The organism is Citrobacter sp. XY323 (assembly GCF_025106035.1).
In the GTDB taxonomy this organism is placed as follows: Bacteria; Pseudomonadota; Gammaproteobacteria; order Enterobacterales; family Enterobacteriaceae; genus Citrobacter; species Citrobacter braakii.
This window is the reverse complement of the sequence record NZ_JANYUK010000002.1, coordinates 330468-345257: the sequence shown is the minus strand read 5'-3', so window position 1 is coordinate 345257 and position 14790 is coordinate 330468. Positions and strand designations below refer to the sequence as shown.

General features: G+C 49.5%; 15 protein-coding genes. 3 read left to right on the top strand and 12 right to left on the bottom strand.

Features of this window, described 5'->3' with window-relative positions:
* The first annotated feature begins 312 nt into the window (after nucleotides 1-312).
* The gene (locus N0B36_RS05230) at nucleotides 313-981 is read left to right on the top strand and encodes an SOS response-associated peptidase (protein ID WP_101699978.1); all 669 of its coding nucleotides are present in this window, start codon (nucleotides 313-315) and stop codon (nucleotides 979-981) included.
* 315 nt (nucleotides 982-1296) lie between these two features.
* Here the strand turns inward: N0B36_RS05230 and N0B36_RS05225 are convergent, their stop codons facing one another.
* From N0B36_RS05225 to N0B36_RS05175, 11 genes are all read right to left on the bottom strand, one after another.
* Nucleotides 1297-2256, bottom strand: a complete 960-nt coding sequence (locus N0B36_RS05225; RefSeq protein WP_101699977.1) for a DUF523 and DUF1722 domain-containing protein — start codon at nucleotides 2254-2256, stop codon at nucleotides 1297-1299.
* A 13-nt stretch (nucleotides 2257-2269) separates the two neighbouring features.
* Nucleotides 2270-2800: a DUF3833 domain-containing protein gene (locus N0B36_RS05220; protein ID WP_101699976.1), complete on the bottom strand. Its 531-nt coding sequence runs from the start codon at nucleotides 2798-2800 to the stop codon at nucleotides 2270-2272.
* Nucleotides 2797-3324 (bottom strand): hypothetical protein, encoded by a 528-nt coding sequence (locus tag N0B36_RS05215; RefSeq protein WP_101699975.1) that lies wholly within the window; start codon nucleotides 3322-3324, stop codon nucleotides 2797-2799. The genes N0B36_RS05220 and N0B36_RS05215 overlap by 4 nt, the downstream gene beginning before the upstream one ends.
* Nucleotides 3321-3806 carry a DUF2878 domain-containing protein gene (locus N0B36_RS05210; RefSeq protein WP_101699974.1) on the bottom strand — a complete coding sequence of 162 codons (486 nt, stop codon included), beginning with the start codon at nucleotides 3804-3806 and terminating at the stop codon, nucleotides 3321-3323. The genes N0B36_RS05215 and N0B36_RS05210 overlap by 4 nt, the downstream gene beginning before the upstream one ends.
* Nucleotides 3803-5023, bottom strand: coding sequence for a cyclopropane-fatty-acyl-phospholipid synthase family protein (locus tag N0B36_RS05205; protein ID WP_101699973.1), 1221 nt, complete (start codon nucleotides 5021-5023; stop codon nucleotides 3803-3805). The genes N0B36_RS05210 and N0B36_RS05205 overlap by 4 nt, the downstream gene beginning before the upstream one ends.
* On the bottom strand, nucleotides 5020-5742 hold the full coding sequence (locus N0B36_RS05200; RefSeq protein ID WP_137351956.1) for a DUF1365 domain-containing protein: 723 nt from the start codon (nucleotides 5740-5742) through the stop codon (nucleotides 5020-5022). The genes N0B36_RS05205 and N0B36_RS05200 overlap by 4 nt, the downstream gene beginning before the upstream one ends.
* 1 nt (nucleotide 5743) lies before the next feature.
* Nucleotides 5744-7000 carry an NAD(P)/FAD-dependent oxidoreductase gene (locus tag N0B36_RS05195; RefSeq protein ID WP_137351955.1) on the bottom strand — a complete coding sequence of 419 codons (1257 nt, stop codon included), beginning with the start codon at nucleotides 6998-7000 and terminating at the stop codon, nucleotides 5744-5746.
* Nucleotides 6997-7716, bottom strand: coding sequence for an SDR family NAD(P)-dependent oxidoreductase (locus N0B36_RS05190; protein ID WP_080860103.1), 720 nt, complete (start codon nucleotides 7714-7716; stop codon nucleotides 6997-6999). Before N0B36_RS05190 ends, N0B36_RS05195 begins: the two co-directional genes overlap by 4 nt.
* Nucleotides 7713-8147, bottom strand: a complete 435-nt coding sequence (locus tag N0B36_RS05185) for a nuclear transport factor 2 family protein (protein WP_047417983.1) — start codon at nucleotides 8145-8147, stop codon at nucleotides 7713-7715. Before N0B36_RS05185 ends, N0B36_RS05190 begins: the two co-directional genes overlap by 4 nt.
* A 205-nt stretch (nucleotides 8148-8352) precedes the next feature.
* Nucleotides 8353-9081, bottom strand: a complete 729-nt coding sequence (locus N0B36_RS05180; RefSeq protein ID WP_047417986.1) for a MerR family transcriptional regulator — start codon at nucleotides 9079-9081, stop codon at nucleotides 8353-8355.
* Nucleotides 9082-9312: 231 nt separating this feature from the next.
* Entirely contained in the window at nucleotides 9313-9774 is a 462-nt protein-coding gene (locus tag N0B36_RS05175) for a hypothetical protein (RefSeq protein ID WP_047417989.1), read from the bottom strand.
* Between the two features lie 256 nt (nucleotides 9775-10030).
* On the opposite strand from N0B36_RS05175, the gene N0B36_RS05170 reads away from it, so the two are divergent.
* Nucleotides 10031-11509 carry a sensor domain-containing diguanylate cyclase gene (locus tag N0B36_RS05170; protein ID WP_228522529.1) on the top strand — a complete coding sequence of 493 codons (1479 nt, stop codon included), beginning with the start codon at nucleotides 10031-10033 and terminating at the stop codon, nucleotides 11507-11509.
* A gap of 81 nt (nucleotides 11510-11590) precedes the next feature.
* Nucleotides 11591-11857: a hypothetical protein gene (locus tag N0B36_RS05165; RefSeq protein WP_047417991.1), complete on the top strand. Its 267-nt coding sequence runs from the start codon at nucleotides 11591-11593 to the stop codon at nucleotides 11855-11857.
* 305 nt (nucleotides 11858-12162) lie between these two features.
* Here N0B36_RS05165 and N0B36_RS05160 read toward each other — a convergent pair whose 3' ends face one another.
* Nucleotides 12163-14160, bottom strand: a complete 1998-nt coding sequence (locus N0B36_RS05160; protein ID WP_259686155.1) for a choline BCCT transporter BetT — start codon at nucleotides 14158-14160, stop codon at nucleotides 12163-12165.
* Nucleotides 14161-14790: the final 630 nt, after the last annotated feature.

The window sequence follows — 14790 nt, the reverse complement described above, 5'->3', positions numbered from 1 at the left end:
GATTCCTGTTTACAACTCAAAACGCAATAACCTATAAACTTCAATAGGTTAGCATAAAAAGCCCACTAAAAAATACCTCCTGATACTTACTATTGCACCCGTTCAAGATCAATCAGTTGCTATTGGTTTCGTGGCGTCGTCGGGAAAAATTCGGGATCGCTTTCAACGAGCGCCCATCCATTTTTAAGAATTCATCAATTCACAAAACCATCATTTCGATTTACCTTACAAATTCCTTTTAAATCATTACCGGGCGCACCACTTTTTCTTCCTGCCCTATACTTTCAGTCTGACATATGGCTGGAGGTTTCTATGTGTGGCCGTTTTTCACAGTCAATGACACGAGAGGACTATCTTGCCCTGCTCGCTGAAGAAGCCGAACTAGACATTCCATATGACCCGGAACCCATCGGAAGATTCAACGTAGCGCCTGGCACCAAAGTCCTGCTTCTGAGCGAACGTGATGAGCAACTGCACCTTGACCCTGTCATTTGGGGATATGCCCCTGGGTGGTGGGATAAGCCACCGCTAATTAATGCTCGATCTGAAACTGCGGCCACCAGCAGAATGTTTAAACCGCTCTGGCAGCACGGTCGTGCAATTTGCTTTGCTGATGGCTGGTACGAATGGAAAAAGGAAGGTGACACGAAGCAGCCTTACTTCATTCATCGGGCCGACGGACAGCCGATATTTATGGCGGCGATTGGCAGCACGCCATTCGATCGAGGAGATGAAGCAGAAGGTTTCCTGATAGTTACAGCTGCAGCTGACAAAGGACTGGTAGATATTCACGACAGGCGGCCGCTGGTACTGTCACCAGAAGCCGCTCGCGAATGGATGAGGCAGGACATTGGAGGAAAAGAAGCTGCGGAAATTGCGGCTGACGGTTCCGTTCCGGCTGATAAATTTATATGGCATGCCGTAACGAGTGCCGTTGGAAATGTGAAAAATCAAGGTGCCCAGTTAATCCTGCCAATGTAACGCAGCATTACATCGCCACAACTCTCATAACACTATAATAAATATTAAATTATAATGTTTACATTTTGCAAAATGTACCATATCTACCTTTTTCAACTCATTGATTATCCGAGCTATGTTTTTTGTTTTGGGGAGAGTTTTCACCAAGAATCCAAGTTTTTCACGCCGGCACATTCAACACGCTACCATTACTGGCAAACCTCGATGGTACAGATTTTACAGTCGCTGCAATCCACTATGAGCAATTAGCGGAAATTAAAGATTTTGAACATTACATAAATTGTTATTCTGCCCGCTTCTTTTAATCAAATATGATCAATTAACAGTCAGTCGCAATGCTAAATCTTGCGGGTAGGGATCAAAGTAATTCTGCGTCAGCAGATAACCGTCCGGGTATTCCGCCAGATAATGTTTCAGCAGCGTCATAGGAGCCAGTATGGGCAGTAGTCCTGCGCGGTAATTAAGGATCACCTCGCGCAACTCGCCGCGCTGACGCATTGTTAACTGATTACGGAAATATCCCTGAATGTGCATCAGCACGTTAGTGTGGTTTTTACGTGAGGCGGGTTTCTTCAGAAGCGTCATTAATTTATCCCGGTAGACCGCAAAGAAAGCTTCCAGATCCTCCCATTCATGCAGTGATGCGACGAATGGGCCAATTTCCCGGTATCCGGCCTGATGGTGAGCCAGCAATTGCAATTTATAACGGCTATGAAAATCCAGTAGAGCCCGACGCGTCAGGCCATTTTTGCGCAGCATATTTAGCTCATGTAGCGCGAAAACCCTTTCGACGAAGTTTTCGCGCAGGACCGGATCGTGCAGCCGCCCGTCCTCTTCTACCGGTAGCCACGGATATTTCTCCATAAGCGTGGCGGTAAACAGTCCCACCCCGTCTTTGCGCCCGCGATTGCCTTTCTCGTCATATAAGCGCACGCGTTCCATACCACAACTGGGTGATTTGGCGCAGACGATAAACCCGGACAGAGTGTCCAACCCGGCCAGATACCGCTGGCAAAAGTCAGCCATTTTGTCGGTCACGTCTTCGTGAGGTGCGTGGCTAAATCGCATGCGAATATCGCCGACAGCCGTTTGTACCAGGCGCAACGCCGGTCTTGGGACAGGCAAGCCAATCGCCATCTCCGGGCAAATGGGCCGGAATGTCACCCACTGTGCCAGCCTGTCCATCACAAACTGCGCCCGCTTATGCCCGCCGTCAAAGCGGACGGCAGACCCCGTTAAACAGCCGCTGATCCCAACGATGGGTTGCATTTTCATTGCGTCTTCCTCGCTAGTGCGTTTTACGGGAGAAGAAGAGTGTCACCGTGCCGACGGTGACGCCAAATTTCTTCATCTCAGTTTTATTAAACAGATGATTGGCATCCTGCAGGTACATCCAGTCATCAAAATTTAGCAACCAGGTTCTGCCGCTGGCTTTCACATTCATGCTGTAATGCCAGTTGAACGCGTTGCCCGCCGCCTGTCCCTTCGCAACACCTTCAATGTCGCCGGCGGTGCCTTCGTAACGATCGGCGCTGACTTTACGGATATGCCACACACGCTGCTGTTTCTCGCCATCGTCGTACACAAAGCGTTCGTTGAGGGTCAATGTGTCTCCCACCACATCGCCGTTAATGTCGACGTGGAAGCGACGAAGCTGTTTACCGCTGCGGTCCTGAACCATCCCCCATGCTTGCGTTTCTCCCTGAAAATACTGAAAGATATCCAGCGTCGGCTGTTGTTGTCGATAGTCGGCAATTTCAGCGCTACAACCAGCCAGTTGCATCAGCAAGGGCAGGCTCAGGGTCAATAAACGTTTCATTTTTCACCTCCAGTAAGCTGCTGACGCAGCTCAGGATATTGCGTGCGGGAACCCAGCCAGACAGCGAGAAAGTTTTCGCTGAACGCCGCCGACTGCGGTGGGCCAAGCGGGATAAATTGCCTTTGTGTCGCTGACATGCGATACCAGAACTGCCCCTGCTTATCTTGCAATACAAAAGCCAGTTGCGTACCCGGCGCGACGTCTGGCCATAGCTCACCCAACATGCGAAGCCAGGACTCGCTCTGCGCTTCCCGCGCCAGAATCCCCTGCGCTCGCCACTGATCGCGGGTGGCATCCACCAGTTCTTGCCGTTCAATTTTGCGCTGATAGGTGATAATCAGCGCCTGCTCCTCTTTCAGCCCGCGATAACGCCCATCCGGCGTGCGCAGTTGTGAGGTATAGATCGTGAATGGCCCCCAGGTGAGCGTTGCATCGCCGACTTTATGCCAGCTTAACCAGTCTGTAGCCCCTGCAAACGGCGCAATCGCCATGACGCCCAGCAGTATCAGTAAGGCAGGTTTCATTGGCGTTTCCCCATGAAAATATGAAAAAACAGCATCAACACCAGCCAGCCCGCCGCCATTAAACCGACAACGATAAATGCCGGTTCCAGAAAAGTAATAGACCCCAAACGCTCTCCTATCACATAGGCGACCGGGCCACCACCGGTGGCCATGATTGCCAGCAGCCATCCCGGCAAAGTGGTCGAGCAGGTAAGGTGCGTCCACAGGGCGGCGAACATGAGCCAGAGCGCGACCATCCATAACGGTAACAATGCTTCACCGTGAAAATCGATCAACCCCGTCAACGCCCACAGCGCATCCAGACTACTGCCCGCTGCTGCCAGCATTAACGCGTACAGACGTTGTGCAGGCGGCAGCAAGAAGCAGGCCAGAATAGCCAGCCCAAGCCATAACACCAGGCCGCGCTCACGTAATAACACCACCATGAGCCAGTACAAATCGAACCCGACAGCCAGGATAAAGACCTGTAAATGGCGGTTCATAGACGTTCCACCGTCAGTTGCACCACACTGATAGTGCGCGCATTAAAACCGGCTTCGCAGTAGCCGAAGTAATACAGCCACATGCGACGAAAACGCTCATCAAAGCCCAGCTTTTCAATATCATGCCAGGCGTGAACAAATCGTTGTCGCCAGTGCGCAAGCGTCCGGGCGTAGTCAGGCCCCATATCGAACAGATTGCGAACCACAAAGTCGGTGTGCTTTGTCATCAGACCGCTCATCGCGGTGATACTGGGTAAAAAGCCTCCCGGAAAGATATAACGCTGAATAAAATCCACGCCTTTGCTGTAATCGCGATAGCGCTGATCCTGAATGGTAATGGCCTGAATCGCCATTTTCCCTCCAGGGCGCAGGCGCGCCTGACAGGTGCGGAAAAACGTCGGCAGATAACGCTGACCCACCGCCTCGATCATTTCAACCGACACCAGTTTGTCGAATTCCCCGGTCAGGTCGCGGTAGTCGCACAGCAGTACATTGACTCTGTCCTGTAAACCTGCGCGGGCAATGCGCGCGTTCGCCCAGGCGAACTGTTCCTGCGACAGGGTCGTGGTGGTCACCCGGCAGCCGTAATGACGCGCGGCGTATTCCGCCATCGCTCCCCAGCCGGTACCGATTTCCAGCAGATGATCATTCGCGGTGAGCGCCAGCTGTTCGCAAAGCCGCGCCATTTTGGCCTGCTGAGCCTGCGCTAACGACTGCTCGGGGCAGGTGAACAAGGCACTGGAATAGAGTAAATCCTCATCAAGAAAGTGCGCGTAAAACGCATTGCCGAGGTCGTAATGCGCGGCGATGTTTTCTCTCGCCTGTTGCCGATGGTTGCGACGTGTCCAGTGACGCAAACGCTCGACGGGTCGTCCAAGCAGGCGAAATCCGCTTTCCAGCCGTCCCAGCAGGGTGGTGTTAAGCGCAAATATTTGCAATAACGGCGTGAGCTGTTGCGTTTCCCACTCTCCGTCCATCCAGGCTTCAGCCGCCGCAAGACTTCCGCCTTTCAGCACCCGCCAGTACACCGTGGGTGAGAGAATATGTACGTCGGCGCGTAACTCAGCTGAAACATCACCAAAATGAAAAGTCTGCTCCCCTTCCCGCACCGTGATTGCCCCCTGGCGAAGACCGCTCAGCACGCGGAAAAGAAGCCAACGCGCCACACGCAGGTTGCGCGGAATATCAGGTTCAAGCGCAAAGACGGGATCGGTCATGATCGTTCACTCCTGCTCACGGGATGGTTGTAGAGAGGGACTCGCTTGAGCCACAGTCGTAACGCCTGCCAGTAAATCGCTGACACCGTTTTCAGCGTCATCAACGGCAGTCGTCGCAGCAACGTACGTAAATTCGCCTGCGTCAACGGCTCGCGTTTGAGCATCAGGGTGGCATCAAAAATCTTCTCTTCCTGGTGGTTTTCGATATGCATATGCAGCGTTTTAACCGGCGAGTTAAATCGCCAGTGATAGACCATATCCATCGGGTTAAATGGCGATACATGGAACGCTTTTTCCAGCGGACGCTTTTCCTGTGCATCTACGGCGTAGTAATGTCGCTCATTCCATGGCGTATTGCGGACCTCCGCCAGTACCCAGCGCAGGATTTGCGCGTGGTCATAGCAGTAGTAAAAATTGACCGGGTTAAAATGAAAGCCGAAATAGCGCAATTGCGTCAGGAGCATCACGCGACCTTCGGGACGTTCGCCAGTCAGGAGGGCAAGCTGATTCAACACGTTCTCTTTTAACGGTGTCCCCAGCGGGTAATCCGCATCATGAAAAGCCGCCGCGGCAAAGCGATTACGTTTCACGCCGACGCCCGGAAGCTGCGCCAGTTCATCCAGATCGAGCCACGCCATAAACACCTGATAAGTAAACTGGTGCGTTGTAGGCTGAAGGCGGCGGTGACGCAATACGCCCTGATACAGGCAACTGTTCATCTTAGCGCCCCTCTCCTGCAGCAATGCCGTACACCACGTCCAGTGCACTGCGTACGCCATCTTCGTGAAAACCGTTGTACCAATAGGCACCGCAGAACCAGCTCCGATGCAGGCCGTTGATCTCAGCGCGGCGAGCCTGCGCCCGCCAGCTTTCAGGGTTAAACAATGGATGCTCGTAAACAAAGCGTCGCCAGACGAATCGATCGTCAATTGGAGTGTCTGGATTGAGGGTCACGCAAAATAGCGGGCTTCCTTCAGGTAAGCCCTGGAGTATATTCATGTTATAGGTGACGCAGGCGCTGGCACGATCTTGTCCACTCAGACGGTAATTCCAGCTTGCCCACGCGCGTTCGCGTACCGGTAACCAGCGGCGATCGCTATGCAACACCACCTTGTTACGCTGCCAGCCAATTGCGCCCAGCACGTCGCGTTCTGCGGGGGTCGCATCTTCAAGCAAAGCCAATGCCTGCGAGGAATGACAGGCGAAGATCACCTGATCAAACGTCTGTACCGATCCTGCCAACTGGATTTTGACGCCGCTGTCGTAGCGAATAACCTGCTGAACAGGGGCATTAAGGTGCAATGTCAGACGATCGCCCAGCTTCGCCAATATGACGCGGATGTATTCCCGCGATCCGCCCGGCACCACGTACCACTGCGGGCGATCCCGGATATCCAGCAGGCCATGGTGCTCAAAGAAGCGTAAGAACAGCGGCAGCGGAAAACGGCGCATCTCCTGAAGCGAAGATGACCAGATGGCTGCGCCCATCGGCAGAATGTAATGACGCGCAAAGAACGCGCTGAAGTGGTGCTGGTCGAGGAAGGTCTGTAGCGTCGCGTTCGCATCGACCTCATTTAATGCCTGTTTCGCCACACGATTAAAACGGACAATCTCTTGCAACATACCCCAAAATGCAGGGTTGAGTAGGTTCCGACGCTGGGCGAACAAAGAAGTCAGCGTATGACCGCTGTACTCCAGACCGCTTTGCGGATTATGCACCGAAAAACTCATCTGCGTTTTTTGCCCCTGGATACCGAGTTCGCTCAGCAAGCCCATAAAACGCGGATAGGTTCGGTCGTTATAGACAATAAAGCCGCTATCAATCGCGAAATTCCCCTGCGGGGTCGCCACATCCACCGTCGCAGTATGGCCGCCAGGGGTCGACGCCGCTTCAAACAGCGTCACCTGATGGTGTCCGGCCAGACGCCAGGCGCAGGTTAATCCGGCAATACCACTGCCAATGATAGCAATTTTCATGAACGCACCATCCTGCGCAGCAACGCGCGCTGGAGACTCTCAGGCAGCCCGGCCAACAGACGTAGCAGCACGCCAAAGCCTGTCGGGAAGGCAATATGATTTTTTCCTTTCGCCAGGCCACGGCGAATCGCCTTCACCGCAGAATCAACACTCACCTGACCCGGCATGGCAAAATCGTTTTTACGGGTAAGCGGGGTATCGACAAATCCTGGCGACACGACGGTCACGGAGACACCTTTCGGCTCCCAGTCCAGACGCAAGCTATTGGCAAACCAGGTTAGCGCCGCTTTAGACGCACCATAGGCTTCTGCCCGTGGGAACGGCAGCCAGTGCGCCATCGAACTGACCAGCACCACGCGGCTACCGGAGGTTAACTGCGATTGAAGCGCTTCCAGGCAGTTGATGGGACCCAGATAATTCGTCGCCATCACCCGTTCAACCTTCTCGGCGTCTATCCAGCCCTGGTCGAGATATTCGCAGGTCCCGGCACAGAGAATAACCAGTTCGGGGTTGCAGTCCGCCAACGCCTGACGACAGGCGTCCCTGTCTGTCATATCGAATAGGCGTACTGTGATGTTGGCGTTGGATTGGCGCAGCTGTTCCAGCCTTTCTGGATTGCGACCGCAGGCAATCACCTGACAGCCGTCATCGGCCCATGACTTTGCAAGCCCGGCACCAATCCCGGAGCTTGCACCGGTAATGAGGACAGTCATCATCCGCGCACCCTCCTTTTAACGCCGCGAACGGCCCAGCCCAACAGCGGCAGATGCTCATAAAGCATCTCACCCGCGTCGTAGTAATCTCGCTGGCGAAAAATCTTATCGCCATGCGTCTCTACCATTGAACATCCCGGCAAAGATCGTATTTCTCCGCCAGCAATGCGCGGATGCGACCAGTACATGGTCCACGTCACGGCAAACCGCCCGCTCTCACATAGCGGAGGATCTATGGCAAAACGGCAAGCGTTTACATTTGCCAGGAGGTGCGAAAAATAGCGCTGGATGGCAAACAGCCCGTTATGTTCCCCGAAGGGATCGACAAGTACTGCATGCACGTCGTACAACCCAGCAAGCGCGGGGACGGGCTGGCGATCCAAACTGGCGTAGTAATCCATAAACCTGTCGATAACGGATGGCTGTGCGCGCATAACTCTTACCCTTAAGTGAACCACATGACGTCGCGGCATAATTAAAACTTACACAAACACTTTAATTTGTCCAAGTTTTTGCTGGAGATTTTTTATAAACTCATTTAATTCAATAAATTAAAAATTTAATTTTTTGAGTTAAATTATCCAACAGCCACTAATACAGTGGCCAATCGACACACACAGGAAAGGTAATCACAGGGGATTAAAGCGGGATCACATCGAGGAAATTAACCTGCTGTTGCCAGAGGTCTATCTGTTTTTTACGCGCTGCGGTGAGCTTACCAGAGGTCACTAACAACCATTTGCGCTCGGGGAAAATCTCAGGAGCAAGCGTCGCGGGCGGTACGGGAAGCACATCAATGCGATGCCCCTGTCCCGTGCGGCAAAGCGCTTCAAGCCAGATCTCGCAGGGGTCCGTAAGATGCCAGCCGGTAATCAGGTAGTTATCGCCCGGCGCACGCTTATCCCCTTCCAGGCAAAACGAGGTGTAAGAAATAATAATACCATCGAGGATTTCACGCAGCGTCATTATAGCCGGCACATTAGCTGAGACTTGGCTTCGCAGAGGGCGCAAAACCTCACTCACCAATTCAGGGCGAGGATACTCGCGGCCTGCGTCATAAATAAGCTGGCGCAGGGTTTCAATTTTCCCTTCGTTCAGCCGCTGCAGCATACTCTCCTGCAGGGCGAGCCAGTTATTTGTTCGCTTGGCTCCAGGGCGGGCCAGCAGCGGTTTTACCTGGCTTATCGGTACGCCTTTTTTCACCCAATCGAGAATTTTAAGCGCCTGCTGAATATCGTCATCGTTATACAACCGGTGCCCACCATCCGTACGCTGTGGTTTGAGAAGTCCATAACGACGTTGCCAGGCGCGCAACGTCGTGGCGGTTATTCCACAAAGCCGCGCAAATTCACCGATGGAATAGGACATACAGAACACCTGATAACAAAGAATACCCTTAATATACTACGAACTACGTTGGATTAGATAAGTGAAAACTACTTACCTTACGATTGCTAAATACCATACAACCACCTTCAGGGAGACGTTAAGAAAAAATATCTGAGAATAGTAGGCAATTTGTTGATCAATTCTAACTAATTGATATGTTTTAACTATTAACCTTACGGTTTCTTGCAAGCTATTGTTCCGAACATATTTTTACTTTTTGAAGATTTTCCCCTGCGTTCCGGCATCCGTATCCCGCCAGACATCCTCACCTTTCACCCGACGATCTCCCTGGATAGTATAAATCACCATCCCCTGCTTGAACTGCAGCACACCGTCTGATTTTGTGGCATGTACGCTCTTTCCATTGACGATGACTTTGTCATTTTTATCAATACTGATGTTTGCAACCGTAACACCGCTATCACTCAAAGCTAACCACTTACCTGCATAAGGACTGGTTGCTGATGTTGTGGTATCGCTGCTTTCATTAACAAAACCAGCTTTTGCATTTTCATCTTTAGATTTGTTGATATCACAACCCTGCGCTTCAGAAACCTGAGTACAACCAGACTGCTCAAGTTTGTGCCGATAATCTTTATTGATAGCCCATGTAGTGGATGTGAACAGTACAGAAGCTACTGACAGGCAAATAATTACCCTTTTTGTACACATAGTGCGACCTTACGATGATAAGCCCAGATGAGAAGCAGCGCATAGCTGCCCTTCTAAAATCTTAGTCAAGATCGTAGATACCTGTTATAAAAAGAGTGTCACCATTCGATTTTTTGATAAATTTTTAAGCAGTAAGGGGCGATGAGCAAGATAGTTATTCAAATACCGGCTGCTGTCGCTACGGTACAATGTAGAAAACTAATCAAGGCCGAATAGCAACCCTCTTTTATGCGTAAAAAGACGAAAAGATAATGCGATGTTAAAAATGAAAGAAAACAACGTTAATATCAACCGAATTCACTTCCTTTATGAGGCGTTGGCCAAGAGACATGCTTCTCCTGAAGATAAATACCTGGCTATTCTGAATGAAGGATTAAAAGCCTTTGACCTGTCTCTTGGTATTATTAGTCAGATAGAGGGTGAGCGTTACTCTCTACTTGCGGTTTCACCAACAAGTGGAGACATTTCAGCTGGTATGGTGTTTGAACTGAAAAACACTTATTGTCAACAAGTGGTCAGAGAAAGAAGAATAATAAGCGTTGAACATGCAGGAACACATCCTGACTTTAATTCCCATCCGGTCTACATTGGTATGAGGCTGGAGAGTTATATCTCAGCGCCAATATGGGTGAGGGAAAAATTGTGGGGTACAATTAATTTCTCATCCACTCAGATAAGATCCATATCATTCTCTGAGGATGACTATGAATTCATTAGTTTAATGGCTGAGGGTATTGGTTCGTTAATCGAGATCAATTTATTAATCAGTGAAAATGAAATTGTTATTTCAGCACTACAAAAAAACAATGACATACTCGAATCTATTTTTAAAAATTCAACTATCGGGATGGCGTTGGTAGCCTCTTCTGGCCAATGGAAAAAAGTCAACAATTCACTGACCCGTATGCTGGGATATACTGAAGACCATCTGCTTTCTATCAATTTTCAAAATATAACCCACCCCGATGATTTAAGCACTGATTTAAAACAATTAGATGCTCTTTCTCGAGGAGAAATTCCCTTCTACCAACTAGAAAAGAGATATCTGACAGCAACAGGGAATTATATCTGGATACTTCTGAGTGTTTCTTTGGTACGCGAAGATAATGGTGAAGTCAAATATTATATTGCTCAGATACAAAGTATTAATGAGCGTAAAACGATGGAAATTGAGCTCAAAAAGCAAAAGGAAGAATTACACAAAATTAATACTATGCTTGAGCGAATGGCTACTGAAGACAGCCTGACAGAGATTGCGAATCGCCGAAAGTTTATGCGTTGGTTTGAGAATGAAATGACCAGAATTGCGCGAGATCCCGCACCTGTGTCAATTGCCATTGCCGATATCGATTTTTTTAAATCATATAATGATTCCTATGGCCACCAGGAAGGTGACTATGCACTTAAGAATATCGCCAAAGAACTTAGCCATAACCTACGAAGCCAAGATAAGGTCGCACGATTTGGCGGTGAGGAATTTATCATGCTTTTCCCTGAAACGGATGAAAAAGACTGTTTTTTGGCTTGTGAAAGATTAAGGAAAAGCATTGAGAAACTGAGTTCGCTCAGAAGATCGGTCACGATCAGTATTGGTGCAGTGACATACCATCCGAGAGAAGGGAAGCTTATTACCTTTGATGATTTATTGAAAGTGGCAGACACCAAACTCTATGATGCTAAAAGGTCTGGGCGAAATAAGGTAAAATTAGTCAATTTAGCAGACCATCAGGACTAATCTAGTGGTCTTTCTTGCTATCAGTAAGTGTGCTTACTAGGCATGGAGCAGCATTCACAAACTCGCTACAGGAGTATTTTGATGAAGGTAGAACTTAAGAACGTTAATGGAGAAAACCAGCCTATGGAAGTGGCATCTCTAATTATCACACTGAGTAATGGTGAAACAATAGAAATCAGTGAAGAGAAACAAGGCCGCCCCGCGCACCTGTCGGAAGGCATAACCATCTGGGGCGGCCGTATGCCCCAGGAGAACGCTAGCCTTGAAGAACTGAAGGAGTCAACCCGAATGCTGGGGATATACCCGTTGGCAGCTAATACCCTGCATCTTTTTCCATTGAAAAAATAATCTGGTGATGGCGTAAGAACCTGTGCTGCTGTTTCCAAAAGTATAATTAGCACTCAAGGTCCGCTTGGCACAAAGCAGACGCCCATCCTCACGCGAATGCTTTGCCCTTTCCTTATCAACAACCCAATAGCTTGCCCCACAACCATGGTTTTTTTATTAGAATTGTTGCCATATTATAAATCAAAATAAATTGACTTTATTAAATATCTATCAGATATCTATATGGTCACCGTGAATTCTTTCTGCATTTCCTCGGGTTGCGGTCGGAATAAATAAATGCTGCCTTCCATGACAGCATGTGGATATTAACGAACTAGGTGCAGGAAGTGCAGATGTTTTTCATACTGGTCGAGTATGTCATTAATAAGCTGTTCCTGATTCCAGCCCATCACATCATAATTTTGACCACCTTCTTTGAGATAGACCTCAGCGCGATAATATCGATGTTGTTCAGCATGATGCTCATCATTATCCATCGCAGCTAGGGCGAATGTCGGTGAGTTATACCCGCGAAGCCTCACTTCATAAATATAATTCAGCTCGTTGCCCAAATCGACTTCAAGTCGAATACGATCATCGGCAGCGTCACTGATATGGCTTATCGTCCCCTGCTTGTTCAGTTCTTCCTGAACGAGCGTCATGGCGGGTTGGATAACGTCGTCCATAAAGCGTTTCACAAGAGAACGCTTCGGCAGATAAGCTATATTGCGCAACCTTCTCTGCCACGGAATTGGGTTACGTGCAGCCGTCGGAGCAATAGTCGCCATGCTCAGGCTTTCACGCTTAGTCAAATCCCGACGCAGGGCTTTTAACAGTCCGTATATGGATATCAATAAGATAGCTGAGAAGGGTAATGCACTTGCTATTGTCACCGTTTGCAGCGCGCTTAGCCCTCCTGCAAGGAGAAGCGCAATAGCAACAATTCCCATGAGCGAGGCCCAGAAGATTCTCTGCCAGACGGGTGTGTTTGCCACCCCACCTGATGCCAGAGTATCTACAACCATTGCCCCCGAATCAGCAGATGTGACAAAGAAGACAATGACCATCGCCATTGCAATGAATGACAGTACGGAGGAGAACGGGAAATGCTCCAGGAAATTGAACAGGGCCAGAGCAACATCCTGCTGAACGGTATTGGCGAGGTCAGTCGCCCCCTGGTTCATAATAAGATAGATCGCGCTGTTACCAAATACCGTCATCCACATGAGCGTAAAGCCGGCAGGAACAAACAGCACACCGGTGACAAACTCGCGAATGGTTCGGCCGCGGGATACCCGTGCGATGAACATCCCCACAAACGGCGACCATGAAAGCCACCATCCCCAATACAATAATGTCCAGCCTCCCAGCCAGTTGCTCGACTTAGGTTCATACGCGTAAAGGTTGAACGTTTTACTCACCAGTTCTGAAAGATAACCGCCCGTATTTTCCACAAATGACTTCAGCAGAAGCACGGTTGGTCCCAGACACAGGACCAGCGCCAGCAACAACAACGCCAGGCCCAGATTGAGCTCAGACAGGATGCGTATTCCCTTGTCCAGGCCCGACACCACTGAAATCGTCGCTAACCCCGTGATGACCACGATCAGAATGACCTGCACAGTTTCATTAATGGGTATCCCGAAAAGATGGTTCAAACCGGCATTCACCTGCAAAACACCGTAACCCAACGATGTAGCAACGCCAAAGACCGTGCCTATAACAGCGAAAATATCAACCGCATGGCCTACAGGCCCGTATATGCGATCGCCAATAATGGGATAGAGTGCGGAGCGCAGCGTTAAAGGCAAACCGTGACGGTAACTGAAGAACGCCAGAATCAGCGCCACAATGGCATAGATTGCCCATGCGTGCAGGCCCCAGTGGAAGAAGGTCAGACGCATTGCTTCCTTCGCTGCCGCAACGGTCTCTGGAGTGCCGACGGGGGGCGAAAGATAATGCATCACAGGTTCGGCAACGCCAAAGAACATCAGGCCGATCCCCATCCCTGCCGAAAAAAGCATCGCAAACCAGGAGTGGTAGCTGAAATCAGGCTGCGCATGGTCCGGGCCCAGCTTGATATCGCCGTAGCGTGAGAGTCCCAGGAACGTGACACTCAGTAAAATCAGGGCCACAGTCAGGATGTAGAACCAGCTGGCATTCGTGAAGATTTGTTGTTGAAGTAGTTTAAAATTTTTGTCGGCAACATCCGGGAATACGGCGGCAAAGGCGACAAGAAGGAAAATTAACAAAGCAGATGTAAAGAATACTGCTTTGTTAATCTGGCTTTTAGACTTCTTTGGGATTATATCATTTTCACTCATAATCATTTATTCCATTAATTTAAATCCGCATTGGATAAAGGGTACTACCACTCATAGAGTAGCAAAGTTCAACTGACAATGCGGCATTAATCGGAACGCATGGTGCAACGAGGTTCGATACAAATCATCTTATATATTCATATTTTTAAAGGGCTCCTTAGCTAGTCAGCCTTCCACTTCTTGGGGCATTAAATTTGCATAATCTGCATCAGACTTGGGATATACGTTAATTGAAGCAATATTGATTACGAATGACCAGCGTCTGCTTCTGGGCACATAGCAGCCCTTAAGACGGCGGCTCGTCGTCATGGGGAGATCGGAGATTCAAATCCTCTCGTGCCGACCAAAAATCATCTAAGAACCAGCCTGTTACGGCTTTTTTATGTCTGTTTTCTGAGCGGGGGATACTCCGGGGAATAACTGGGGAGAAACACAACCATAACTTTTAAATTTGCCTGGCAGTACAGTGACTGTGTAGTTGATGATGAAAAACCGGGTGTCTGCTGACATCAACAGACCCCGTAATTACACAGCAGTGCATATTGGATACGCTATATCCTTAGCGAGTGGGTAAATTTATAGTCATTACAAAGATGGTTGTCATTAAATCTTTGTGATTGATATCTAATA